The organism is Actinomyces sp. S4-C9 (genome assembly GCF_000758775.1).
GTDB lineage: Bacteria > Actinomycetota > Actinomycetes > Actinomycetales > Actinomycetaceae > Gleimia > Gleimia europaea.
In genome coordinates, this window is record NZ_JRMU01000022.1 from 14898 (window position 1) to 38035 (window position 23138).

Here is a 23138-nt window from a genome sequence, read left to right on the forward strand (position 1 = left end):
CTTTCGCCTAGTTTGGCGCGGTTTTATGCGCTTTGTCCAGGAAACCTTAAGGTGACGTTGCTAGAATAATATATGTTCCGGTTTTCAATAGATAGGAGTTAACCATGGTAGACGGCATGAAAGACAAGATCGCCGGTAAGGCGAAGGAAGTTGCTGGCGAGGTCTCCCAGAACAAGGATCTGAAAGCCGAAGGTAAGGCAGATCAGGTTGCCGGCAAGATCAAGGATTTTGCTGAAGATGTCAAGGGTAAGGCAGAACAGGCTGGCGAAGACCTAAAGGCCGGTGTTGACAAGTTTCGTAACGAACTGAAGTAAATTCAGTTTTCCAGGTGAGGAGAAGCGAAAGCTTCTCCTCACTTTTTATATGCAAAGTTCCGAATCGTATAGCTTTTGCGAGCCTTGCAGATTTAATCTGTCCCCTAAAGTATCCTTTGGGAGTAGTTTAAAGATTAAAACATAAGACCTGGCTCCACTGATGCCGGGAATGCTTCGCATTGCACAAAGAGGAACTATGTCGCGAAAGAAATCTTCGGCTGTGACTCTGGCGGATGTTGCCGCCCGTTCTGGCTTTTCAACATCCACAGTATCTCGCGTATTCAATGAGTCAGATGCAGTTCGCCCCTCTTCTCGAGAACGAATTCTTGCCACAGCACGCGAACTTGGTTACCGGCCAAATAGTTCTGCAAGAGCCCTCGCTTCTGGACGTACTCACACCATTGGTCTCGTGGTGGTAGGCAATCTAAGCCACGGCGCAGCAGAACTTGTGGCGGCTTTGGAATCCGAATTTCGCAAAAGCGGCTTCAGACTACTATTAGCAACAACGCCCACTTTCTCTACAGAAGAGATAAGTGTGGTTGTTGAACAGATCCGCTCCTCGCAGATCGAAGCCCTCGTCGGGATTCTGGGAAGCTCTGCCACGTTTGTATCGGCGTTGCAATCTCAAGGAGGCTTCCACGTGCCTGTGGTGTTGGTTTGTTCCTCCGATATCGGTGTCTCTGGGGCATCCATAAGAGGTTTTGACCAAATGTCCGGAATTAGTCATGCGGTAAAACATCTCAGCTCACAAAACATTAATGCGATGCTACATGTCACCGGAGACCTACGTTTTGACGACGCGTCGGTCCGCCTAAGTTCATTCTTGACAGCGTGCGAGAAATTTGGTGTAGCAGGCACCTGGTACAACAGCGGCGGGTGGTCAGCACGTGCCGGTTACGAGGCCGGCCAAAGGCTCTCTGCCGAAAATCTTCCACGCGGCATTATTGCCGGCAATGACGCGATTGCAGTTGGACTCATGCGCGCATTACGCGAGAAAAATCTTACGGCTGGCAAGGATTATGCAATCGTTGGGTTTGATGATAATCCAATATCAGGCTTCCTGGACGTAAGCCTAACTTCAGTGGTGCAAGACTACGAGCTCATGTCGGCCCAGATTTTCAACGAGGTCTTTTCTCTCGTAGACGGCGCAAACCCAACTGTCGAGCTACTTGATGCCCCACTTATTGTTCGAGAATCGTCCGTGCTGCGTGGTTAGTAGCCTACTTCCTTGCGCGTATTAATCCTACGCGTTGCAACAAAAGGCACCGGTAACGGCGTGGAACAAGCATGACGGGCGGGGTTAGAACCTCGATGGTTCCAGCCCCCGCCCGTAGCCGTTAAAATCTGCCTAGCGGAATTAGAGTCCGTACTGCGCTCGCATGCCGATGAGTTTTTGAATCTCATCTTGGGGCAGCTCGCGCTCACCCTGAACGAGCCTTGCGAGAAGCGTCATTTTCGCAGTGTACTCAAGGCGTTCCATGGACAGATACGCGTCCATGAGAGTTTTTCCCCACGAGAATGCTCCATGTTGCTCGAGCAGGCAAGCGGTGTACTTATGCGCGAACGGTTCGCAAGAATCCGCTACCCCTTCAGTAGATGGAGTTGCATAGGGAGCGAGCGGAATCTCCGGCATGGCAATTACTGACTCCGGCATCATCTTCTTGACGAGCGGTTCTCCCTTAATGGCGAACACCGTGCCATAGATTGGGTGAGCGTGAACACAGCCACCGATCTCCGGGTTAGCACGATACATGCGCAAGTGCATTTTCACCTCAGATGTGGGCTTGTGTCCTGACGGTGCCGGTTCAACAATTTCTCCTTCAACGGTCATTTTGGTGAGCATATCCGGTTCCAAATATCCTTTGGATACCCCTGTTGGGGTACAGAGGATATTGCCATCTGCGAGCTTTGCAGTGATATTGCCGTCGTTAGCTGCGACCATTTGACGTTCCCAAATGTTACGTCCAATCTCACAAATAAATTCCCGAAGCTTTTGTTCTTCCATTTCCCTATTCCTTAGACAAGTCGTGTTATTACAAATTACGAGGCGTATACACCCGTTTGGTTTCAAGATTTGAAACCACAGCCTCACCTTCATCGGGATCTAGATCGCCAATCGTTTCAAGTTGCGCAACGAGCGATCCGAGTGCACTCCCCTCTGGTGAATGGGTTTCAACAACCCGTTTACAAGCATCGGCAATGAGTTGGCTGAGAAGCTGATTGTGCACTCCTCCCCCAACCATCCTGATGGTCTTTGAGGTAGGAACTATCTTGCTAACCCCTTCAATGGCCTTTGCCTGCGACAATGCAATTGATTCCATAATCGTGCGGGCGATCTGACCGCGACGAGCTAGCTCAACGCCTTCACGATGGGCCGCCTCCACTACCCGATCGACCATGTTGCCTGGCCGGGCATATTCCGGATCGTTAGGATCAAAGCACCAACCGCTACTCTGCTCATCGGCGGCCTCAGACACAATCTGCTCGATGCTGATTGAACTGTCTGATTCCCGCCACTGTGCGTGCGCCTGTTGCAGAACCCAAAGCCCAGTACCGTTACTCAATAGGCGAATTCCACCGTTAACTCTTACCTCGTTTGTAAGACCGAGGAGACGAGCCTCTTCGGTAACTACCGGATCATCCACCAATGTTCCAGTTAGAGTCCACGAACCGCATGAGATGAAGAGGTCGCCATTCTTTACCCCTCTTAAACTGTGCACAGCTGCGGCCGTATCGTGGGAGCCTGAGCGCACCACGTTAGCGCCGCTCAGACTACACTTCCCAATCACCGAACGCTCGGGGGATATGTCCCCAAACCAAGACCGATCTGCACCAATTCGTTCTAGTATTTCACTGCTCCACGCTTTAGCACCCGAACTAGCGAGACCAGAGGTGGAGGAAATAGCTGCTGACCATCCCAGGTTGCCCGTCAGCCGGTACGCAAAATAGTCAGGCAACATCAGGACGTGGGAGGCGTTTTCAAACGCTTGCGCTTCAGGGCCCTTCAAATCCGCATATAGCTGCGCAGATGTGTTTATCACCTGGTTCGGGATTCCCGTGTTTTCCCATGCAAAACCTGGCGTCACGTCACTTTCGAAATCCTCGTAGTAACGCCCCGCCCGATCATTTCGATAGGTCCGCGCGGGTAACACTAGATCGCCAGATGAGTCCAACACTGCGTAGTCCACGCCCCACGTATCAATGCCAATCGAATCGATATGCCCCACTATTTGAATGGCTTTGTGAATCGAATCTTTGACACCGTTAGTGAGGGCGTCTAAGTCCCAGCAAAGTCCGTATTCGGATTGCTGAGGCTTGTGGTAAAAGCGAGCGACCTCACTCGCCTCGAGCCGCGCACCATCAAATGAACCAAGAATGGCACGGCCCGAGGACGAGCCAAGATCGAGCGCTAAAACATGCCGCTTCATCTATCTGCTAACGGTAAAGCGGGCCTAGCGTAGCGCACGCCCGGTAGTCAGCGGATTCGAGCTCAGATGTTCCCATCAGCGACCAGTAGCGCGGACGGAAGATCCGATCTGCCTCAACGTTGTGCATGTTAACTGGGATGCGCAACATGGAGGCCAGAGTTATCAGCTGGTCACCAAAGTGACCATATCCGATGGCACCGTGGTTAGCGCCCCAATTGTTCATTACTTCATAAACCGAGGTGAAGGCTCCTTCACCTGTAAGCCTGGGCACAAAGAAAGTTGTCGGCCAGGTTGGGTCGGTGCGCTCCACAATGGTTTCCATAGCCTTCCGATCAAAGGCAAGCGTCCATCCTTCTGCAATCTGCAGAACAGGACCTATTCCCTTAACTAGGTTAATGCGCGCCATCGTAACGGGCAGATCACCCTCAGTGTAGAACGCCGTAGAGAAGCCTCCACCGCGGAAGTACGGTTTGTTGGACGGATAGAATTTCGTGGCTTCAATCGTTGCATTAATGTCGTCCTGCGTGATCTCATACCAAGGCTTAACCGTTGGATTCCCTTCATCATCACGGTGAGCGCCCGTTGCGTCGAGCGTAGTTGCACCCGAATTACGCAGGTCTAGGAATCCATTTGCTCCAAGTCCCTCCAGCTTGACACCCGTCGCATGCTCCACGGCGTCCGCAGACCAGTAGGTACGCACATCAGAGAACATTTGCGCGCGGTTGGTAAGCAGGTGGTTGAACAACATCGTGATGCCATTCAAGTGGTCATTCTCGGTAGCAAAAACGTGAGGCTGGTTTGGTCCGTTCCAATCGAAAGACGTATTCAGCATGGTTTCCATAACATCGCCATTGGGATAGAAATCCGTCCACTGTCGCTGTCCTTGGAAGCCTCCAACAATTGCGTTGTGACCTGATGCCTCTTCTTCATATCCAAGGTCGGCAAGCTTCTCGTTACCATCTAGCAAGTCACGGGCAATAAGCCACATCTTGGTAGAGAAGTCGAGCTGAGCCTGAGCTTCTTCTTCCGAAATTATGTCTTCAGGCAGGTTCCGGTCTTCGCCAAAGTTCATATTCGCCATGAACTCGCGAGCTACCTTGAACTCTTCTGGATCGTAAATTCCCAGTTCAATGCGACGAGCCAGCTCAGTCATGTCCACTGACTCTACGCCCATACCCAAGAAGCTGCGCACGAAGTCGTGATCAACAACGGATCCAGCAATCCCCATACACTGCGAACCAATTTGCAGGTAGTTCTTACCACGAATCGTGCCGACCGCTAGAGAAGCCTTTGCGAACTGCAAAATTTGTTTCGCTACATCCTCCGGAATAGAAGTATTATCTGCATCCTGAACATCCTTTCCGTAGATTCCGAAGGCAGGTATACCGATCTGCGAATAAGCAGCTAGCGCCGCAGCTAGGAAGACTGCTCCTGGACGTTCCGTTCCGTTGAATCCCCAGATTGCGTGCTGGATGAGCGGATCTTCATTCATCACTTCGGTTACGTAGTTCCAACAAGAGGTTACTGTAAGCTCTCCAGCGACGTTCATTGTGCGTAGCAGCTCGTCGCACTTAGCCGCTTCTCCTGCACGCCCAATCGTATGAGGATATACGTACACTTCAACAGGATTACCATCCGGATACTTCAGGTTGGCAGAGATCAACTCTCCGGCAGCCTTGGCCAGATCCATTGTTTGATCTTCCAACGATTCGCGCACTCCCCGGCGCCTACCATCAATAGTTGGTCGAATTGCGATAATCGGATTCGTCATTGTAGTTCCTTAATAGTTTGCTTCTGTAGTTGCACTCATTTTTACGTCGACCTCAATCGCTTTCAGTACGGAAGCCGACCATAGTTGCTGATGCGAGCCTCTTCGATCATTGCGTACATACCTCCATCGGTTTCCGCATCGATAGCAAATCATCATTGATCACGCTAATCTGGCACACCTTTATGGTACCGCTCCCATTATTACAAACGCAAGCAAGTTTGCATTTTTCGCTATTTTTGTGGGGTTTATTCCGAACTCTAACAAATAGATGTATGCAATAGCCATCATCTTGGGAGCGTTCTTATTTAGTTGTCTGCAACACGCTAAGAGGACGATATGCGTTTCGCCATCTCAGGTGATTAGGGAAATATACAACTCGCTTTGTCAGTAGCTCCTCAAACACCTGTAGTAAAACTCGAGGGCATGCTCCCGAACCACTTCGAAAACATGCCCTCGAGCTACAAATCGCTGCTACTACGTATCGTCCCTAAGCAGAGGACGAGCTCATGGCATCAAGCGAAGTCAGCCAATCTTAAATACGGCTGGCCCAACCTTGTTATTGAACTTGATGATCTTGCAACCATCACCCTCAGTTACAGTTGCCCATTCAGAAGATACCGAAGTGAGTGGTTGCTGCAAAGTCACCTTGACTTCATCACCATCCGCTGGCTTCTCAATAAACAGGTAGTCGCCATCATCCCCCTGGGCAACTTGGTGCCACGATTCGGTGGAGACTTCAGCATTACCCGCACGTGAGATTCCGGACAGCAATTCGCCAAACTCCTTCATCCACGGCTTGATCGCAAGCAACAGGTCAACTTGCCATTGCGGTAATGTTCCATCCGCCTTCGGGCCAACTCCGAGAAGCAGGCGCCCACCTCGCGCAGCAAAATCCACCAAAGTTGTTAGAATTTCTTCCGGCGACATCGCATGATCCAAGGTTTCTACCTGGTTGTATCCAAACGAAAGCCCTAGACCGCGACAGTTTTCCCAGATTCCCTTCGACTCATTCTCCAAGTCCGCCATGTACTCAGAGGTTACAAAATCTGCGTGCGGCACACGCCAGCGGTCATTAACCACACCCTCCGGGCACGCTGCATAATACTTTGCGAAGAAGTTACCCAACGCATACGGCGTGTTTAGTTCTTTACCAGCATCGGGCCAGTTGATGTCATTCCACAACATATCCGGCTGATAACGATCAACCAGATCCTGCAAATGATCTAGAGCATACGCAGCATACTCCGCATCCTTTGGGCGATCCGTATTGTTTAGAGACTCACCCGTGAGGTGTGCTGGGAAAGGCCGGAACCACCAGTCAAGACCTCCGGAGTAATAGGCCCCAAACCTCATTCCAGATTTACGAGCAGCTTTCACGTAGGCATCAACTAGGTCCTGTTTAGGACCGCGAGACACAGTATTGCGATCCCCGGTTCCAGGAGCGTCCCACAAGGTGATTCCGTCATGGTGCTTGGTTGTTAAAACCAGGTAGTTCGCCCCCACGTCGCGGAACAAATCTACAAGCTCCTGAGCATCAAATTTCTCGGCTTTCCATTCATCAAGAAGCACGTCGTATGGCTTACCACCCCACACTTCTTGATGATGCTCATATGCTGGACTATTTGGAATCCGAATGGAGTTGTAATACCACTCGGCATATGGATTATGGCCGAACCATCCTTCATCATCGGGAATTTCACCCAGTTTAGCCGTGGGCTCGGCCCAGCCAGCTACTGAATACGCTCCCCAGTGGATGAAAATACCGAGCTTTGAGCGCTCAAACCACTTAGGCACGTCTCGTTCAAGATCATTCCATTCCATGTTTATACTCCGATCAATTCTTTGACAAACTGTCATTTGCGAACTTGCCTTGCTTAAGATCCGCAGCGATCTTTTCGTTGAACAGATCAAGGTTGTAGAAGTAGAACAGGATCATCAAAATCACTGCTACAGCTGCAGGAGCCACGATAAAGAGAGACTCGATTGCTGCGAGAACAGATTCTGGCTGGGGGACTCCCGTCTCGTAGACATACCCCGCCACACCAATCACATAACCGATACCTGCGGACGCAAGTCCGGAACCGATAGTGGTTGAGAACGTGCCGCCAGAGTAGGTAACACCCTCGTTGCGAACGCCGTTCTTCCACTCGCCGTAATCAATTACGTCAGCAAGCATCGCGTACGCACTACCCATCAGCGGAGCGAACCCCAACCCACGCAACACTAGCAATACGCCCAGGAACCAAATGTTAGTTGTGTTAAGCAACATGGCCAACGAGGACACAACGATCACTACGAGGCCAATGAAGATTGTGCGGCGGCGACCAATCTTACGGAATATAAATGACACACAGAGGAAGCCCACGAGCAGAGCGCCGGTAAACGCGAAATTTAGAACGCCTACATAACTGGGGTTATGCAGAATATGTGCAGCGTAATACACATTGACGCCGCCGAATAGGCTAACAAGAACCCAAGTGAGGATCATGATGATAAAGATAAGGATCCAGTACTTGTTCTTAAACAGTAGGGCGAGAGACTTTCCTAGCGGCAACGGCTTTTCCTTTTCTGCACGTTCGGCCGCATTCTGTGCTACAGCTGGCTTAACACGCTCCGTCGTCATAGAGTACGTAAACCAGAAGATGATGGACATGACAATGCCGTAGATAACCATCGTGATGATCCAGCCACGATTGCCATTATTACCATCGTCAAAGATTCCCACCATCCACAGCGTAGTGAAGGACAAGACGATATTGATTGCGAAAAAACCGAGCATGCGAATAAGGTTCAGCTCGGAACGGACCTGCGGATCGCGCGAAACCAGGGTTCCGAGCGTACCGAAGGGGATATTACTCATCGTGTAAACGAGATAGTAAATATTGATAACAACCGTAATGTAGGCAATCGTTGGACCAGTTCCCATGCCTCGCGGAATCGCGAACACCAATACCAGCGCGATGAACATCGGAAGAATCGTCCACTTAACCCATGGACGCGCCTTTCCATCCTTGGTGTTTGTACGGTCAACAACGTATCCCATCAAGATATTTGTAACGGCATCAAAAATACGCGTAAAGAGCAGCACAGATCCCAGCAGAACAGCTGACACTCCCACGTAATCAGTAAAGTAATACATCGAGAAACTAGAGACGCTTACTGCAGAAAAAGCAGTTGCGGCATCTCCCATGCCGTACGCTAATTTCTCCTTAAATGCAACGCGCTCTGAGAGCGGCTTTTCGGTTTTCATAATCTCCCTATTCATCGAAGCATCAACCGCAAGGCATCCTTGCCCGAGCCTAGGCAACAGCGATTGTAGATGTGAGTTATTTTCGTCTCGCGCATGTCCTCATCGGTTTCCGCATTGTTAGTGAATCATCGTTGACTGCACTAGCGTGACGCACCCTCATGGTACCGCTCCCATAACTATAAACGCAAGCACTTTTTTAAATTCACTGTTATTCCGGCCTTAATTACACAATACGCCTAACAGAATCCGGCCCGGAGCGCTTAATGGTAGCGTTCTTATTATATTGCATGCGTCACACCTGTAGGGTGATTAGCGGAGTTAGAGACTCGTGATAATGGATATAAAGTGCCCGAACTGAGAATTCGCTGCCAAGAGCTTCTCATACCCTCCCCAAGCGCGATCGTCTGAGCTAGCCGTCCGCGCCACATGGTCACGATGATACTAATCTTGTCGAGCTCTTAGCTCACCGGAAAGGACTAGTGACTATATGGACACACAAGTACAGTCCGCGGTGTCTTCAGATTCGGACCGGAGGTTAGCCACAATTTTCTTCTTCTGTATGCACACCGCGGCAGTTTCCCAAAGACAACAGCTAATCCGGCGAAGAATCCACCAAAATAGCCGCTGTTCACATAAAACTGCCCTGCACGATAGCTACTTTTAGCAGTTGATTACGTAAATCCTTCTTTTTGAAGGCAACTTATACCAAACGGTAGAGCCAGTGGTACGGGTCTGGTTCGTGCCCATTTTGGATGCCAACCAGTTGGTTGTAGATCGACAAGGTGAGCGCCGATCCTGGAATCTCAAGGTCGAAGTCCTTTGACGCTAGCCTTCCGATTGGCGTTACTACCGCGGCAGTTCCACAGGCAAACATTTCGATCACTTCCCCACGTTTGATGTCTTCAACTAGGTCGGCGAGGCGGATTCTCTCTTCGAAAACAGGAGTTCCGCGGTCGCGTAGCAGGCGAATAATTGCAGACCGGGTGGAGCCTTCCAAAATGGTGCCGGTAAGGCTCGGCGTGCGCACCGAACCATCACTACGCACCACAAACACGTTCATGCCGCCCAGTTCTTCCAAATACTGGTTCTCGCGCGCATCCAGGAAGCAGACCTGGTCGAATCCAGCATCTGCCGCCTCTTCTTGGGGCAGGAGGGCGCCAGCGTAGTTCCCGCCCGTCTTCGCTGCTCCCGTTCCGCCGGGGCCGGCGCGGTGGAAGCCATCCGAAACCCAAATCGATACGGGGCTTAAACCATCCTTGAAGTAGAGACCAACGGGGGTAGCGATAGTCAAGAAGGTGTACTCCGCAGCGGCGTGCACGCCCAGGAACGCCTCGGAAGCGAACATGACCGGTCGCAGATACAGAGAGGAACCAAACGGGGTGGGCACCCACTTTGCGTCCTCGGTAACGAGGGCAGAGATCGCACCCACAAAATCGTCTACCTCCATTTGCGGCATGCACATACGCCTTGCTGACGCATTAAAGCGAGCCGCGTTGTAGCCGGGGCGGAAAGTCCAGATTGACCCATCGTCGTGACGGTATGCCTTCATTCCCTCAAAAATCTCTTGCCCGTAATGCAGCACCGCCGCAGCCGGAGAAAGGGTAAGTGGGCCAAACGGGACAACCTGCTTGCTGTGCCACCCCTGCCCCCTCGTCCAAATCGCGCGGGCCATGTGGTCCGAATAGGCCGCACCGAAGCTCAGGTCATCCATTGCCTTCGCCCAGGCTTCCTCGCTCGCAGGCGCCGGATGTGGCTGTACTTCAAAACGTTGTGCCACGTCCTTGGCCGCTGGTAGCGCCCGTGCCCCCTCGGTTTCCAACGCCGTCATGTTATGGCTTAGCCCGTCGCTCATGATGCTTCCTTCCTCACTTCGATTTAAGTCTATTTTAGGTATCGCGTTCCCCTGGCACCGGCAGTGGTCACAGCGTGAACGCTCTACCTTTCGATACGGCCCAACAAGGCCCTGCCCGATCTGCGATGATGGAGGAAGTCAGCTTAAGGAGTCGCCTTGACCACTGCTCAAGTTTTCCCCGCAAACATTGGCCTGCCAAAAGAAGCGGACCTATACAAATGGTGTGTGATTGCCGCGGATCAGTTTTCCGCCTCACCCGCATATTGGAGCGAAGTTGAACAGATAGTAGGCAACGCGCCATCCACCTTGCGCATGATCGTGCCAGAAGTCTATTTGGCGATCGAAACCGAAGAGGAGTTGCAAGCGCGCGTGAAGGCCGCCCATGCCGCCATGCACGAATACCTTGACTCCCATATTGAGGTGGTTGAAAACACCGTTATCTACACGGAGCGAGCAACACCCTACGTAGAAAAACGCCGCAGCCTCGTGCTTGCGCTCGACCTCGAAACCTATTCCTACACTGGCCAAGAAGTTGATGCACGCGCCTCCGAAGCCACTGTTTTGGAGCGTATTCCCGCCCGCGAGGCCGTGCGCCGTGGCGCCGCACTGGAACTTCCGCACGTGCAAGTTCTCTACGATGACCCCAACTTCGAGGTCCAAAAACTCATTTATCCTGCCACGCTAAGCCCGCTGTATAGTACCGACCTGATGAAGGAAGGCGGTAGCGTCAAGGGCTGGCACATCCCCGGTGATTCCCAGCTGTGGGCGTCCATCAAGAGGGTGCTTGATGGACTTGAGGAGCGCCACGGTTTCCGTTTTATTGTGGGCGATGGTAACCATTCGCTTGCGGCCGCGAAGTCTCACTGGGAGCACCTAAAGCCCACGCTTTCGCCATCTGAGCTTGCAAGTCATCCGGCAAGATTCGCACTGGTTGAACTTATAAACGTGCATGATGACGGCCTAGTCATGGAGCCGATCCACCGCCTTTTGCGCGGCATTTCGGCGCAGCAACTGCAAGATGCTGCGGCCAAATGGAACGAAAGCCATGACGGCGAGGTTGTCTCGCTTGATCTTCTCACCGCGAGCGGGCGTCACACGTTAGAGCTCGTTCAACCGGGTGCTCTTGTGGTTGAACCGGTACAAGAGCTAATTGACCAGCTGATTAGTGATCTTGGGTTAGACCCGGCCCATGCATGCGAGTACATTCACGGCGAGGAAGAACTTGTCCGCCTCGTAAATGAGGAAGATGCGCTCGGTATTGACCTGCCGGCGTTGGATCGATCTTCCCTATTTGAATACGTGGCAAAACAGGGGGCTATGCCGCGCAAATCATTTTCGCTGGGAGAGGCCAACGAGAAACGCTATTACCTGGAGACCAGGCAAATCTCGTAGATTAAAGGGTTACTAAATAGAAAGTATGGGAGCACTTGCAAGTGCTCCCATACTTCTACTTAAAGCCAGGTTTAGCGCGCTGCGCTTCCCGTGTAGTCCTCGTCCTCATCTGTCCAACCGAAAGCCTTGCGAAGCTCGCGGCCAGTTTGTTCGATCGAGTGCGACTCGTGCTCCTTGCGTAGCTGCAAGAACTCGGGTGCACCCGCATCCTGGTCGGCGATGAAGCGCTTTGCGAAAGTGCCGTTTTGAATATCAGCGAGCACGGCCTTCATGTTTTCCTTCACATCAGGCGTGATCACGCGCTTACCGGACACGTAATCGCCGTACTCTGCCGTGTCGGAACAAGACCAGCGCTGCTTCGTAAGGCCTCCCTCGTTAATGAGGTCCACGATCAGCTTCATTTCGTGGAGCACCTCAAAGTAAGCGATCTCAGGCTGGTAACCGGCCTCGGTCAGCACCTCAAAACCGTAGGTAATCAGCTGCGATACGCCGCCGCACAGCACGGACTGCTCGCCGAACAGGTCCGTTTCGGTCTCTTCCTTGAACGTTGTCTTGATTGCACCTGCGCGAGTAGCGCCGATGGCCTTAGCGTAGGAAAGCGCAACGTCCCAGGCCTGGCCGGACGCGTCGTTTTCTACCGCAACAATCGCGGGCACGCCCCTACCCTCTTCGAACTGGCGGCGAACCGTGTGGCCCGGGCCCTTCGGAGCAACCATACAGACGTCGTGACCCGCACTTGGCGCAATGTAGCCGAAACGAACGTTGAAGCCGTGCGCGAAGAATAGAGCAGCGTCGTCCTTCAAGTTCGGCTCAATCTCCTGTGCATAAACCACGCGCTGCACCTGGTCCGGCGTGAGGATCATAACCACATCCGCAACCTTCACAGCCTCAGCAATCGTGGCTACACGCAGCCCCATTTCAGCAGCCTTCTGCCACGAGCTAGAACCCTCGCGCAGGCCAACCACGACCTCAACACCCGAATCACGCAGGTTAAGCGCATGAGCGTGTCCCTGGGAGCCATAGCCAATAATCGCTACGCGCTTCCCCTGAATGACGGATAGGTCGGCGTCGTCGTCATAGAAAATTTCAGCCACGATCTTTCTCCTTTAGCTGATCGGTTATGGAACGCGGACCTCGACCAATCGCCAGGGTCCCTGATTGAACGATCTCACAAACGCCATAAGGTTCAAGCGCAGTGAGAAGTGCGTTAACTTTTTCACTATCCCCCACGGCCTCAATAACAACCGAGGTGGGGGAAACATCAACTACGTGAGCTCGGAAAAGCTCAACGATTTGAAGCACCGCGGTGCGGCGCTCGTCATCCGCATGCACCTTAAACAGCACCAGCTGGCGCGTTACCGAGGGGGAGGCCGACACGTCAACGACCTTCAGCACATTCACCAGCCTGTTCAGCTGCTTCGTGATCTGCTCCAGCGGATGCTTATCCACCTCCACCACCACGGTCATGCGGGAGATCTCCGGATGCTCGGTCTCACCTACTGCAAGCGAACGGATGTTGAACGCGCGGCGCGCAAACAGGGAGGCAACGCGCATGAGCACGCCCGGCTTGTTCTCAACGAGCACCGAAAGTGTACGGATTTCACTCATTAGACGTCCTCTTCCCACTCAGGCGCGATACCGCGCGCGTAATTTATCTCATCGTTGGAGACGCCCGCAGCCACCATCGGCCACACCATCGCGTCCTTCGACACCCTAAAATCGATGAGAACGGGGCGGTCATTGATTGACATTGCCCACTCGATAGCCTCATCAACTTCTTCTGGCCTAGTAACCCTACGCGCCGCCATGCCGTACGCATCTGCGAGTTTCAAGAAATCCGGAATCTGTGCTTCCGAAGTGTTCAAGTAGGTGTGCGAGTAGCGCTCGTTGTAAAACAGGTTCTGCCACTGCCGCACCATGCCGAGCACCGAGTTGTTAATAATAGCCACCTTGATGGGAATGTTGTTGATAGTGCAAGTGGCGAGCTCCTGGTTAGTCATCTGGAAGCTACCATCACCATCGATCGCCCACACAACCCGATCCGGGTTTCCGACCTTCGCTCCCATCGCCGCGGGTACACAGTACCCCATGGTGCCAAGCCCGCACGAAGAGATGAAGCTACGCGGCCTCTCATACTTGACGAACTGCGCCGCCCACATCTGGTGCTGACCTACGCCCGTCGTGTAGATGGCGTCCGGCCCAACTACCTCGGATAGTCGCTCGAGCACGTACTGCGGGGCCATAGCATCGCCTGGTTCTTCGTAACCCAGCGGGTATGTGTCACGCAATCGGTTCAGGTAGCGCCACCAACCGGACAGGTTGGTGGCCTCCTCCTCATATAACGGTTTTGCAGCGGCCACGAGCGCGCTCATGGTCAACGCCAGATCACCCACAATCGGAATATCGGCGTATCGGTTTTTGGAGATTTCTGCTGCGTCAATGTCTACGTGGACAACTTTCGCGCGGGGCCCAAACGAATCCAGCTTACCGGTCACACGATCATCAAAACGCGCTCCCAAAGAAACAATGAGGTCTGCCTTTTGCAGTGCCCCCACAGCAGCCACAGTTCCGTGCATACCCGGCATTCCCAGGTTGTGCGGGTCTGAATCGGGGAACGCACCCCGAGCCGGCAGGGTTGTCACCACGGGCGCGTCCGTCAGCTCGACCAGTTTGGCTAGATCCTCGCTCGCCCCGGACCGGATCATGCCACCACCCACGTAGAACACGGGAGCCTCGGCCTCATGAATCGCCTTCGCCGCCTCGCGAACTTGTTTGCTGTGTGGGCGCGAAGCCGGATGATATCCGGGCAGATCAAACTTTGGTGGCCACGAAAAATCAAGCATCTCGTTTTGCGCAGATTTTGTAATATCCACAAGGACGGGACCGGGCCGGCCCGAAGATGCCAGGTAGAACGCTTCTGCAATCCTGCTAGGAATGTCCTCGGCCTTCGTCACGAGGAAGGAGTGCTTCGCAAGCGGCATAGACGCGCCCACAATGTCAGCTTCTTGGAACGCGTCGGTTCCGATGAAACTAGCCCCCACCTGACCGGTGATCACAACGATCGGCACCGAATCGAGGTTTGCATCCGCGAGCGCCGTCAACGTATTCGTTGCAGCAGGACCAGAGGTAACCACGGCGCAACCTACTTTGCCCGTAGAAATCGCGTAACCCTGAGCCGCATGACCAGCGCCCTGCTCGTGGCGAACCAAAATGACGTTCAGCTTCTTAGAATCAAGAAGCGCGTCGTACACAGGAATGATCGCACCGCCTGGCATGCCGAAAATATCCGTCACATCCAGTTTTTCAAGGCTGCGCACAACCGCGCTCGCTCCACTAATACGCTCTGGCTTAGACGCTTGTTCGCGACCAAGATGAGCGTCGAAGCTAGGAAGCGGTTTCCTCGACTTAGATCTTCCCTGTTTCTTCACTTCAGTCTCCCAAGGCTAGGGCGGCAATAAAAAACCCTCGACCTTTTAGGGTGCGAGGGTAAGGCGTGCGGCTTATCTTTATCCAGCAAAGCCCGCACGCCAACGAATAATCACGCGGCGCGAAGAGACAATCTGAACTGAACAAGCCATGGGTACACAGTACGCAACTTTGCGTGCAAAACGTGAAACCGGGGATGAACGATCTCAAATAATGGATGCGAGCCGCGAGCGGTTACCTACATAGTCCGCGCGACGCTAGGAGCTAAAGAATCAATTATGCTGACGTCTTTCAGGGCGCCCGAACTCTCTCGGTCATGATCGAACCAGCCGTTATGCCGATTCGAGCCCCGCACGTGGTGTGAGCACCTTTACGTGCTTCAAACTTTTTCGCCCAGATCGCAAAAAGTAGAATACACATTATGTCTAGGCAAATATTCCATTCGTTCAAGAGCCGCTTTCGCAAGGCCAATACAGGTGGCGAGGATGTTGCTACAGCTGTGGCAGACAACCAGCCCTCGCCCGCACCTCAACCAACCGAAGACGTCATCAGGGCGCTTACGGAGAATACCGCCGAAAATTCGGAAGAACTAGCCGAGCAACTTCAGATTCTGTCCTTGACAGAAGAGGAGGTGCGGGAGAACCGCATCAGACGCGAACGCTTGGCCTACCAAACGAGCGTCGTTGTGAAACTAGGTAGCATGCTCATGGCTGCCGGGGCCGGCTCCTACCGTGTCAAAGCATCTATGGAGCGCCTCGCACATGCCATCGGGATTGAAAAGCTTGAAACTCACGCCTCGCTAATGGAGCTCAACACCACGGCTTTCAAAGCGGACACGTTTCGCACAGAAGTTGTAGAACAGCGCGCGGTGGGAGTCAACGCGGCCCGAATCGATGCCCTGAGACAGTTCACCCGCTCACTGCGTCCCAACATGCTCGCAGAGGACGCCGACCAAGCCCTCGACGCCATCGCGGCGCAACCACACCTATATTCGCGCCTCCAACTAGCAGTAGCATCAGGAGTTGGCTGCGCCGGATTCGCGTTCTTGAACAAGGGCGGCCTCATCGAATGCCTGGCGGTACTCGTAGCCGCTTTCCTTGGCCAATACGTGCGCTCCATGATGCTGGGGAAACGATTTAACCACGTAGCCACCTGGATGGCTTGTTCCGCGATCGCGACCTCCATTTACATCGGCACGGTTTCAACGATGGTTTCTTTCGGCTTCGCCGATAACACCCACCAGGCCGGAGCGGTATCTGCAATCCTCTTCCTCGTGCCCGGATTTCCGCTGGTCACAGCAATCCTTGACCTTGTACGCCTAGACCTAAATGCAGGTATTACAAGAGGAACCTACGTCGCGATTTTAATGGTGGCGGCAGGCGTATCCGTCTGGGCAGTAACCTTCGTAACCAACTGGTCTGTAAAACCCAGTGCACCAATGGTTATCGCACCGCTCTTACTCTTGGCATTAAACGCTCTAGCCACATTCATTGCCGCTACTTCTTTTGGAGTACTTTTCAACACTCCCCTATCCATCGCCGCAACCGCAGGCCTGGTTAGCGCCCTTTTGAATCCCCTGCGGATCCTGCTGGTTTCTCTCGGATACCCAAACCAGGCGATGGTTGGCCTGATGAGCATGCTGGTTGGCCTCTTCGCCGCGCTACTATCCACAAAGGTCCGCTCTTCCCGCGTCACGCTATCCGTACCAGCCGTGGTCATCATGATCCCGGGCGTGCCGTTCTACCGCGCTATCACGGCAGTCAACCAAGGAGAAACGCTCACTGCCTTCGCCTCGATTGCGGAAGTATCATTCGTGATCCTCGCTATCGGCGTCGGGCTCGCCATCTCACGCATGCTTACTGACCCGGGGTGGACATTTGATTCACCAAGAAAATCAAAGATCATTGCTTAACTAAAGCGAGTCCAAACACAGTGTAATTTTTCTCCAACAATCATAGTTTTAGCGAGAAAACGTGCGCCCAGCTTCATGCTATGGTTTACATGGCGTAAAACGCCAGAACGAAACCCTGCGATGAAAGACCAGGGGCGGCGAAGACAGTGTCAAAGAAACTGAAACCGCCCGGAAAGTTTTAGTCAGGAGTACAAGAAAGAATTGGTAAGCATATTCACCTTCTTTGCCGAGCAGCCGGTCCTCATGCTCTTCATCTTGATTGGCGTGGGCATGCTCGTTGGACATATCAAACTTAAAGGCGTGTCTCTTGGAGCCGCCGCCGTTCTATTCCTAGCGATTTTTTTATCCGCATGGGCAGAAACCCTCGGAGTAGAAATCCGAATTCCGGGCGTGTTTGGCGTTCTTGGCCTCGCGGTTTTTGCATTTGCAATCGGTGTTAACTCTGGCCCGAGCTTCTTCCATAACATTAAGACAGCTCTCGGCCCAATCTTGGCCACTGTCGCCCTCTACATAGTTGCTGCAGGAGCTGCCTACGGCCTGGGCATTTACGTGTTCGACATGGACATCGCCCTCGTTGCCGGTACTTTTGCTGGCGCACTCACTAACACGCCGGCACTGGCAGCCGCCGGACAAGCATCTGGCGACCCGGGCCTTGCAACCGTTGGTTACTCCATTGCCTACCTGTTTGGCGTAATCGGCATGATGATCGCAGCCATGGCGGCGCTACGCGCCGGCAAGAACGACACTGATAAGCCGTCGCCACTTGCAAACCGCACCATCCGCGTGGAGCGCTCCGACAAACCCCTGGTTGGCGACATCTACGAAATGATGGGCAAGAAGGTAACCTTCTCGCGAATCAGGCGCGGCGAAACCGGCCCAATCAAGAAACCGGCAATGTCCGACTCACTGAACCACGACGACCTCGTAACTGTTGTAGGCCCGCGCGAACTCGTTGCGCGCGTTGCAACCGAGCTTGGTCACGGCTCTTCACACTCCCTAATGGAAGACCGCTCTTACCTGGACTTCCGTCGCATCACTGTGTCCGACCCGAAGCTGGCTGGACGCACTGTTGCAGACCTCGACATGGGTAACAAGTTCTCCGCAACCATCTCCCGCGTGCGCCGCGGTGACATCGACATGGTTGGCGAACCGGGCCTCGTGCTTCAGCAGGGTGACCGCGTACGCGTTGTAGCCCCTACCTCGAAGATGCGTGAGATCACCAAGTTCTTCGGCGACTCCGCGCGCGGTCTTTCTGACATCAACCCGGTTGCGCTGGGTCTTGGCATGGCGCTCGGCATTGTGCTTGGCGAGCTGCCGATCCTTACTCCGTCGGGCGAGTACTTCTCAATCGGTTCAGCGGCCGGCACGCTCATTGTTGGTCTGGTTTTCGGCAAGATCGGACGTATCGGCAAGGTTGTCACCGCTATTCCTTACACCGCTGCGATGGTGCTCTCCGAGTTCGGTCTGCTCGTCTTCCTTGCCCAAGCGGGCACGGTAGCAGGTGGCCAGATCGGTGAGGCGTTCGCATCCGGCTCCTGGCTAAATATCCTCATCCTCGGCATGGTGGTCACCTCGATTATGGCCGTTGGTCTGTACATGGTCATGAGGTGGATCTTCAATATGGGTGGCACGCAGCTCGCCGGCTTCCTCGGCGGCTCACAAACCCAGCCTGCGGTGCTCGCATTCGCGAACTCGCGTACCAACGCGGACCCGCGTGTTGCACTTGGCTACGCCCTTATCTACCCCGTCGCGATGATCGGCAAGATCCTCGTGGCGCAGGTCCTGGGCGGCCTCTAAACCGCATTCGCATAAGCGATTGGGCGGGCAGTTCATTTGAACTGCCCGCCCTTTCATCTGCACACCTACCACGCACCTACCACGCACCTACCACACACCAGCCACGCATCTATAATCGGCACACCTGCACAAGGAGGTGAGCTGCAAAACGGTATTCCGACCCAAAATGGCAAAAACCACCCTCAGATTCGGCACTTCCCCTCTGAATACCTAATCCCGCGACCGCCTCATACGGTATTCCGACCCAAACTGGCGAAAACTACCCCTCGATTTGCCACTTCCCCTCACACACCTGGGTACAGCCACCGCCTCACGCAGTATTCAGACCCAAACTGGCAGAAACCACCCTCAGATTCGGCACTTCCCCTCTGGATACCGAATCTAGCAACCATTCCAAACAGTATTCCGACCCAAAATGGCAAAAACTATCCCCCGATTTGCCACTTCCCTTCACGGTCGTTGAAGACGAGGCTGGGGTTCTAGTCGAAACGGCACCGACGGCCGGAAGTGCGGGTTTCAGTACCCCTGCTTCAATAGGCACAGCTCCGTGGAAGCCTTCATCGGCTCCCACCAGGCGCGATTCTGCTCGTACCACTGAATGGTGTTTGCAAGCTCGTCCTCGAAACCTAGGCGCGTGGGAGCCCACCCAAGCTCAGCACGAATCCGCTGCGCATCCAGCGCATACCTGCGGTCATGTCCCGGCCTATCCGCAACACACTCGAAGTCGTTCTCGTCAGCGCCCATAAGAGTGTTGATGCACTTCACGACCTCTAAATTCGACCGCTGCTGTTCCACCCCAATTAGGTAAGTCCTGCCAACCTGCCCGTGTTGAAGGATCTGCCACACGGCCTCGTTATGGTCGTCAACATGGACCCAATCGCGAACGTTTTGGCCTGTTCCATAGACGCGCGGACGCCGACCAAGCAGACGTTCCGTTATAGTTCGAGGAATCAGCTTCTCCACGTGCTGACGAGGCCCAAAATTATTCGAGCTATTAGAAATCGTGGCTTGCAATCCAAATGAACGCACCCAGGCTCGCACCAAATGATCTGCCGCCGCCTTCGAAGCCGAATATGGCGAGGATGGCCGGTACGGACTTTCTTCTGTGAACTTCTGGTGGGTGTTCAACGGCAGATCGCCATACACCTCGTCGGTTGAGACGTGGTGAAAACGCACGTCGAACTCGCGGGCGGCCTCGAGAAGCATCGCCGCGCCGTCCACGTTCGTACGCACAAACAACAGGGGATCTCGTAGAGAATTGTCATTGTGCGATTCTGCCGCAAAGTGGACCACAGCATCGGCGTCGCGCACGAGGTCGTAAACGGTTTCCCGATTCAAGATGCTATCTACAACAAGCTTGCACCTGTTCGGATACAGCTTCATGTCTGCCTCAACGAACTGCCTGCCACTGGCATAAGTGAGAGCATCTAGCACCGTGACGTTAGCCCCCTTAGCCAAAGCCAACGACGTGAAGTTGGACCCGATAAAGCCCGCTCCTCCAGTGACAACCAAGTGCATAATCTATTCTCTCATGCATCCCAAAGCGGTGTCCCCGCAGTGAGCGCGAAGTAGCGTAGGGACAGACGGGGCAGCAGAACCTCGCTCGACGCGCTTGGTCGAAAACACGACGAAACGGGCTTTTAGTTATACTGAATGCCGGTAATGAAAGCGAGATCGATTGAATCCAACGGCACGTAGAATCTCCGGCTACCCCATGCGTTACGACTGGGGTGACCTGCATGCGCTCCACGACTTTTGTGGCACGCCTGCAGATGGCGAGCCGCTTGCTGAAATTTGGTACGGCACCCACCGCGGCGGTCCGTCACAGCTCGAAGATGGAACGCTCCTCGAAGACGTCGTAGCTCCCCGCGGAAAAGGCGCCCACGTTGACGGCTTCCCTTACCTCGCAAAACTGATAGCACCTGCAAAGCCCCTTTCAATACAGGTGCATCCATCCATCGAAGAGGCCGAAGCAGGGTTTGACCGAGAGAACAAACTCGGCATCCCATTGAACTCACCTGATCGCGTGTTTGTGGACCGCAACCACAAGCCGGAGATGCTCCTCGCCCTCACCCCGTGGCGTACGCTAGTTGGTTTTGCCCCGGAGCAAGAACTCATTCGATTCAACGAAGAGGTATCCACTCCCCTTTCTTTGCATATTGCCAAGCTAATTCGTGAGCAAGGCCTGGAACGCCCTGCCGCGTCAGCTCTACGCGACGGGTTGAAACCGCCCATCGAACACGTGGAGGAATACGCGCGCCGATGCGGCGAACTAGCGCGCCACTCGGACCCTGCGATTGCTAAACGCGCAGGCATGCTTGAGTTCGTGCACTCGTTCTTCCCCGGCCAGTCATCTCTGCTCGTGGCCGCGTTGATGAACATCGTCGACTTAGAGCCAGGCCAGGCCCTGTTCACTCCCTCTGGCACGATTCACTCGTACCTGTCCGGCGTGGGATTCGAGGTTATGTCATCGTCGGCAAACACGATCCGTGCCGGCCTCACAAGTAAGCACGTCGACGTCGAAGGGTTGCTCTCGACTGCAAACCTGCGCTCTTCTACCCCCACTCTTGTGGAACCTGTTGAGCATTCTGAGTGTGGTGGCAGCGTCCTCACATATCAACCCGACGTAGAGGACTTCCGCCTCGACGTTTCGGATGCAAGTGAAAGAGGCCTACGAGGCGCGGCAAGCGCCGACACCGTCATAGTCGCCATAGATGGGAACGGCTTTGTCGATCAACAGCCGTTTGCAAGAGGCAGCGCCATGTGGATACCCGCAAACGGCGAGTTCGAGTTGCGCGGCACTGTCAAAGTGGCTGTCGTGTCCATCGCTGAGGCTCCCGTAAAATGGAGCTTCATACCCTAGTTGCTAAGGTAGCCGCTTAGTATGTCTCGCTGGTAAGGGCCTAGGATAGATGCCATAAGGAAACGGCACAGGAGATGAACAGTGAGCCACGAGCATAACCACGGAGCAGGCGCGCCAACCAACAGACTTTGGTTCGCATTTGGGGTCACTGCAACGGTCATGATTGTAGAGGTGATCGGCGCTGTAGTAACTTCGAGCCTCGCCGTCCTCGTTGACCTCGGACACGTGCTAACTGATCTTCTTGGTTTGGGTATGGCTCTCATCGCCGCCAAACTCGCGGCCAGGCAGGCAAGTAAACAACGCACTTGGGGGTGGGCGCGGGCCGAGGTGCTCGCAGCTGCAATGCAGGCAATCATCCTCATCGGAGTCGGCGTATACGCGGTGGCAGAGGCGATCCGCCGCTTCATCATTCCTCCTCAAATCGAAGGCATGGGCCTGCTGATGGTTGGAATCATAGGTTTGCTGGGAAATATTGCCAGCCTTATCGTGCTCTCCGGAGCGCGCGAGCACAATCTAAACATGCGGGCCGCGTTCCTTGAGGTTCTAAATGATGCTCTTGGCTCGGTTGCGGTCATAGCGTCAGCAATCATCATTAGTACTACAGGGTGGCATCAGGCAGATTCGATTGCGAGCCTTATTATCGCCATGCTCATTATGCCAAGGGCCGTAGTGATCCTACGTTCGGCCGGCCGCATTCTGATGGAGTTCACTCCCAAAGAACTTGACCTCGATGAAGTTCGCAAGCATCTGCTTGGTCTCGAGCATGTTGTGGACGTGCACGATATGCATGCGTCGACCATTGGTACGGGTCAAAATACGTTCAGCGCCCACATCATTCTCTCCAACGAGTGCTTCGCACGAGGTCACGGTCTTGATGTACTACTTAACGCCGAGCAATGCTTGCGCGAACACCATGGCGTCTCTCTAACGCACACAACGCTGCAGTTAGAACCAGCGGGATTCCGCCACAGCCGCGACGATATAGTCCATAAATAGAAACGCAGCCATTATTTAGGGTTCCGGGCCTGTATGTTGGGATTTGTGTTCAAAGTATTAGCGTTGTTGGTGGGATTGCTTTAAGAGGGGGTTCTAACCAAATACTTGGTTAGAACCCCCTCTTTTAGAGTGTGATA

Annotated in this window: 17 protein-coding genes; 7 read left to right on the forward strand and 10 right to left on the reverse strand. The window is 53.8% G+C overall.

All coding sequences use genetic code 11. The features are described 5' to 3' along the window. The first annotated feature begins 116 nt into the window (after window positions 1–116). A complete protein-coding gene (locus tag HMPREF1628_RS08120; RefSeq protein WP_232219423.1) occupies window positions 117–314 on the forward strand; it encodes a CsbD family protein in 198 nt (65 codons plus the stop codon). 196 nt (window positions 315–510) lie between these two features. Continuing rightward, window positions 511–1530, forward strand: a complete 1020-nt coding sequence (locus tag HMPREF1628_RS08125) for a LacI family DNA-binding transcriptional regulator (protein ID WP_034510868.1) — start codon at window positions 511–513, stop codon at window positions 1528–1530. Between the two features lie 141 nt (window positions 1531–1671). Here HMPREF1628_RS08125 and HMPREF1628_RS08130 read toward each other — a convergent pair whose 3' ends face one another. The 6 genes from HMPREF1628_RS08130 to HMPREF1628_RS08155 all read right to left on the reverse strand — a co-directional run bounded on the left by HMPREF1628_RS08130 (window position 1672) and on the right by HMPREF1628_RS08155 (window position 10615). Continuing rightward, window positions 1672–2319 carry a class II aldolase/adducin family protein gene (locus HMPREF1628_RS08130; protein ID WP_034510871.1) on the reverse strand — a complete coding sequence of 216 codons (648 nt, stop codon included), beginning with the start codon at window positions 2317–2319 and terminating at the stop codon, window positions 1672–1674. A 28-nt stretch (window positions 2320–2347) separates the two neighbouring features. Beyond that, complete coding sequence (locus HMPREF1628_RS08135; RefSeq protein WP_052039023.1) at window positions 2348–3742, reverse strand: rhamnulokinase; 1395 nt, start codon at window positions 3740–3742, stop codon at window positions 2348–2350. A gap of 7 nt (window positions 3743–3749) precedes the next feature. After that, the gene (locus HMPREF1628_RS08140; RefSeq protein ID WP_034510874.1) at window positions 3750–5513 is read right to left on the reverse strand and encodes an L-fucose isomerase; all 1764 of its coding nucleotides are present in this window, start codon (window positions 5511–5513) and stop codon (window positions 3750–3752) included. Between the two features lie 522 nt (window positions 5514–6035). Further along, entirely contained in the window at window positions 6036–7370 is a 1335-nt protein-coding gene (locus HMPREF1628_RS08145; protein WP_084703334.1) for an alpha-L-fucosidase, read from the reverse strand. Continuing rightward, window positions 7348–8778 carry an MFS transporter gene (locus HMPREF1628_RS08150; RefSeq protein WP_084703335.1) on the reverse strand — a complete coding sequence of 477 codons (1431 nt, stop codon included), beginning with the start codon at window positions 8776–8778 and terminating at the stop codon, window positions 7348–7350. The genes HMPREF1628_RS08145 and HMPREF1628_RS08150 overlap by 23 nt, the downstream gene beginning before the upstream one ends. 685 nt (window positions 8779–9463) lie before the next feature. Beyond that, complete coding sequence (locus HMPREF1628_RS08155; protein ID WP_034510882.1) at window positions 9464–10615, reverse strand: branched-chain amino acid aminotransferase; 1152 nt, start codon at window positions 10613–10615, stop codon at window positions 9464–9466. Window positions 10616–10771: 156 nt separating this feature from the next. On the opposite strand from HMPREF1628_RS08155, the gene HMPREF1628_RS08160 reads away from it, so the two are divergent. Then, on the forward strand, window positions 10772–12007 hold the full coding sequence (locus HMPREF1628_RS08160; protein ID WP_034510885.1) for a DUF1015 domain-containing protein: 1236 nt from the start codon (window positions 10772–10774) through the stop codon (window positions 12005–12007). Window positions 12008–12078: 71 nt separating this feature from the next. Here HMPREF1628_RS08160 and ilvC read toward each other — a convergent pair whose 3' ends face one another. Genes ilvC through HMPREF1628_RS08175 form a run of 3 tightly spaced genes read right to left on the reverse strand, consistent with a single transcriptional unit; the run spans window position 12079 to window position 15435 of the window. Continuing rightward, a complete protein-coding gene (gene ilvC / locus HMPREF1628_RS08165; RefSeq protein WP_198030432.1) occupies window positions 12079–13104 on the reverse strand; it encodes a ketol-acid reductoisomerase in 1026 nt (341 codons plus the stop codon). Then, window positions 13094–13615, reverse strand: coding sequence for an acetolactate synthase small subunit (gene ilvN, locus HMPREF1628_RS08170; RefSeq protein ID WP_034510891.1), 522 nt, complete (start codon window positions 13613–13615; stop codon window positions 13094–13096). The genes ilvC and ilvN overlap by 11 nt, the downstream gene beginning before the upstream one ends. Then, the gene (locus HMPREF1628_RS08175) at window positions 13615–15435 is read right to left on the reverse strand and encodes an acetolactate synthase large subunit (protein WP_084703337.1); all 1821 of its coding nucleotides are present in this window, start codon (window positions 15433–15435) and stop codon (window positions 13615–13617) included. Before HMPREF1628_RS08175 ends, ilvN begins: the two co-directional genes overlap by 1 nt. Before the next feature lie 419 nt (window positions 15436–15854). Between HMPREF1628_RS08175 and HMPREF1628_RS08180 the strand changes: the two genes are divergently transcribed. Next, on the forward strand, window positions 15855–17345 hold the full coding sequence (locus HMPREF1628_RS08180; protein ID WP_052039024.1) for a threonine/serine ThrE exporter family protein: 1491 nt from the start codon (window positions 15855–15857) through the stop codon (window positions 17343–17345). A 243-nt stretch (window positions 17346–17588) separates the two neighbouring features. Continuing rightward, window positions 17589–19142 (forward strand): TrkA C-terminal domain-containing protein, encoded by a 1554-nt coding sequence (locus HMPREF1628_RS08185; protein WP_052039025.1) that lies wholly within the window; start codon window positions 17589–17591, stop codon window positions 19140–19142. A 516-nt stretch (window positions 19143–19658) separates the two neighbouring features. Here HMPREF1628_RS08185 and rfbB read toward each other — a convergent pair. Next, entirely contained in the window at window positions 19659–20660 is a 1002-nt protein-coding gene (gene rfbB, locus HMPREF1628_RS08190; protein WP_034510904.1) for a dTDP-glucose 4,6-dehydratase, read from the reverse strand. 160 nt (window positions 20661–20820) lie between these two features. Here rfbB and manA point away from each other — a divergent pair, with 160 nt between their 5' ends. Both manA and HMPREF1628_RS08200 read left to right on the forward strand, forming a co-directional pair. Then, window positions 20821–22005 carry a mannose-6-phosphate isomerase, class I gene (manA, locus tag HMPREF1628_RS08195; RefSeq protein WP_232219424.1) on the forward strand — a complete coding sequence of 395 codons (1185 nt, stop codon included), beginning with the start codon at window positions 20821–20823 and terminating at the stop codon, window positions 22003–22005. Window positions 22006–22086: 81 nt separating this feature from the next. After that, window positions 22087–23001, forward strand: a complete 915-nt coding sequence (locus HMPREF1628_RS08200) for a cation diffusion facilitator family transporter (RefSeq protein WP_034510912.1) — start codon at window positions 22087–22089, stop codon at window positions 22999–23001. Window positions 23002–23138: the final 137 nt, after the last annotated feature.

What these genes read in the sequence shown, in the direction of transcription:
- HMPREF1628_RS08130 (WP_034510871.1), bottom strand. Translation starts at nt 2,319, where the DNA reads ATGGAAGAACAAAAGCTTCGGGAATTTATTTGTGAGATTGGACGTAAC.
- HMPREF1628_RS08120 (WP_232219423.1), top strand. Translation starts at nt 117, where the DNA reads ATGAAAGACAAGATCGCCGGTAAGGCGAAGGAAGTTGCTGGCGAGGTC.
- HMPREF1628_RS08145 (WP_084703334.1), bottom strand. Translation starts at nt 7,370, where the DNA reads ATGACAGTTTGTCAAAGAATTGATCGGAGTATAAACATGGAATGGAAT.
- HMPREF1628_RS08125 (WP_034510868.1), top strand. Translation starts at nt 511, where the DNA reads ATGTCGCGAAAGAAATCTTCGGCTGTGACTCTGGCGGATGTTGCCGCC.
- HMPREF1628_RS08155 (WP_034510882.1), bottom strand. Translation starts at nt 10,615, where the DNA reads ATGAGCGACGGGCTAAGCCATAACATGACGGCGTTGGAAACCGAGGGG.
- ilvN (WP_034510891.1), bottom strand. Translation starts at nt 13,615, where the DNA reads ATGAGTGAAATCCGTACACTTTCGGTGCTCGTTGAGAACAAGCCGGGC.
- HMPREF1628_RS08150 (WP_084703335.1), bottom strand. Translation starts at nt 8,778, where the DNA reads ATGAATAGGGAGATTATGAAAACCGAAAAGCCGCTCTCAGAGCGCGTT.
- HMPREF1628_RS08180 (WP_052039024.1), top strand. Translation starts at nt 15,855, where the DNA reads ATGTCTAGGCAAATATTCCATTCGTTCAAGAGCCGCTTTCGCAAGGCC.
- rfbB (WP_034510904.1), bottom strand. Translation starts at nt 20,660, where the DNA reads ATGCACTTGGTTGTCACTGGAGGAGCGGGCTTTATCGGGTCCAACTTC.
- HMPREF1628_RS08135 (WP_052039023.1), bottom strand. Translation starts at nt 3,742, where the DNA reads ATGAAGCGGCATGTTTTAGCGCTCGATCTTGGCTCGTCCTCGGGCCGT.
- HMPREF1628_RS08185 (WP_052039025.1), top strand. Translation starts at nt 17,589, where the DNA reads ATGCTCTTCATCTTGATTGGCGTGGGCATGCTCGTTGGACATATCAAA.
- HMPREF1628_RS08140 (WP_034510874.1), bottom strand. Translation starts at nt 5,513, where the DNA reads ATGACGAATCCGATTATCGCAATTCGACCAACTATTGATGGTAGGCGC.